Origin of the sequence: Collinsella sp. AF37-9 (assembly GCF_003475115.1) — a bacterium.
Classification (GTDB): Bacteria; Actinomycetota; Coriobacteriia; order Coriobacteriales; family Coriobacteriaceae; genus Collinsella.
Map to the genome: position 1 here is coordinate 214 of NZ_QROQ01000073.1, position 348 is coordinate 561.

The window sequence follows — 348 nt, forward strand, 5'->3', positions numbered from 1 at the left end:
CTCCCTGTTGCGGACGGGGGCGCTGGCCAGCACCTCCCCGTCGCGGTCGACCAGGCGGGCCCAGTGCGATGACTTGCCGACGTCCAGGCCGAGCACGGCCGCGGGCCTGGTGGATGGCGCTTTCACGGTGGTATCCTTCCGGTAGTCGTTCGACCGGATGGCCTCCCCCTCGGCACTCACATTACCAGCCGCGGCACCTGCCCGGCACTTTCCTATCAGCCGTCGGGGGCGGCGCGTCCCGCGCCGGCAGCACCCAACGGGCCCTCTCGGGGGCAGGGACGTTCGGCCGTGCGCGGGCGCCCGGTCGGCGGCCCGTTCTGGGCGCGCCTCAATCGTAGCCCGAGACGG